1 protein-coding gene and 1 pseudogene are annotated in these 1,508 nt (G+C 62.7%); one reads left to right on the forward strand and one right to left on the reverse strand.

Going from position 1 to position 1,508, the window contains the following annotated elements:
• Positions 1–229 (forward strand): annotated as a pseudogene (locus tag WAW17_RS00465) (hypothetical protein); the annotation flags it as partial.
• A 494-nt stretch (positions 230–723) separates the two neighbouring features.
• Here WAW17_RS00465 and WAW17_RS00470 read toward each other — a convergent pair.
• The gene (locus tag WAW17_RS00470; protein ID WP_422331068.1) at positions 724–1,224 is read right to left on the reverse strand and encodes a hypothetical protein; all 501 of its coding nucleotides are present in this window, start codon (positions 1,222–1,224) and stop codon (positions 724–726) included.
• Positions 1,225–1,508: the final 284 nt, after the last annotated feature.

The raw sequence follows: 1,508 nt of genomic DNA on the forward strand, positions 1-1,508 counted from the left end.
GGGCGGTTGTTGGACCTTCTACAGCGCCCTACACCCCGATGAAGTCATCAATGCCCAGCCGGGCGAGAGTTTCAGCATCGGCGGAGGAATCCGTGGTCTCGACGTCGGCGAGCAGGTCGACTTCGAATGGGAGTCGGTCATCGATCAGGACGGATACAAATTCCGTGCGATCAAGGTCAGGCCGCGGCGGGAGATCCCACCTTGGCGCGTCGAACGAATCGGTGGGTAGCGCTCGGAGTTGCCGAGGATCGGTGTTCGGTCGGCGATCCTTGATCAGGGGGCACTATTGACCGAACGTGAAGCGCAGGTTCGCGTTGATGAGTTCGTTCACTCACTTGCGCATGCGGACGGTCGCCTCCCCGCCTGGGACCGGTTAGTCGACGATCAATGTCCAGGACAGAGTGGTGCTGCCGTGTGGTGGGCCAACGATGTCGAAGCGGATCCGTGCATCCGGTCGCCACCGCCAGATCGATGTCCATACGACGAGATTCGGGTCGACAGCTTCGGCAATCGTCGGACGCTGTTCGTCGTTGTGCAGGATCAGCACGGACGAACCGGGTCACGGTGAGGGTTCGTAAGGGCTTCGTAGACGATGCGAGGCGGCGGTGGTTGGGTCCGGCGCCGACTGGCAATTTCGGGCACACCGAACCATATCCCTGCCCAAACTTTTCGATTGTCAATCGATGACCGGTTTATCCGCTCCGCGGCTGGTCGTCGCCATGATCAGGAAGTAGTCAGACATTGGCCGGCTTCTTCGACGGCGTTGGCATCCTCGGGGAAGAACATCGCCGTGTCCGGCCACACAGTGCTCTGCCGCGCTGATTGATCCACACTGACGAGTGCCCCGAGGACACTGTCTGCGTTCGCCGTCAGCGCTTGGCCCTCCGCTGGCGACGGGCCTGCGCCTAATCCCCACACTCCGCGGGAGATCGAGCCGTCGCTTCTTCTGAACTCCATGGCGATCGCGTAGTAGTTGTCGAACGGCACGGACCCCGTACTGCGGGTCCAGGGGTCGTGGACAGCAACCGCGTCGATCGGCTCGATCGGGTCAGTAGCCGGCCTACTTGCGATCAGATCCATCACGGTGGAGTCGACGGCAAGACAATCCGCGTCAGGCGCTCGGCGAATGTCGGCGACAACGACGGCCGCCAGCCACGTAACCGCGGCAGCTGCGATCACCGCGACCATCACTGCGCGCCATGACCAACCCGCCTGTCTGGCCATCTGTCCGCCTCCCCGAGCTCACGCCGTGATCTGACCGAGCGTAATCGCGTTCACCGTCTCGGCCGCTTGTTCCGACACCTCACGGACTCTCTGTTGTTGTCCGCTGGCGGATCCCGCCACGGGGTATCGGGCGGCGGCTCATCCCGCGCACGTTAGATCCACAACGAGGAGCTCTTCGCGGTAATCCCCGTCGTCACCTTCAGCCGTTGGATAGGTGTACACGCCCACTGGACTGCGGCGGAGTTCGTACTCGCGCGCAGTTCCCGGTAGATACTGGCTCGCGA

The sequence above is a fragment of the Rhodococcus sp. (in: high G+C Gram-positive bacteria) genome (assembly GCF_049286785.1).
Lineage (GTDB): Bacteria > Actinomycetota > Actinomycetes > Mycobacteriales > Mycobacteriaceae > Rhodococcus_F.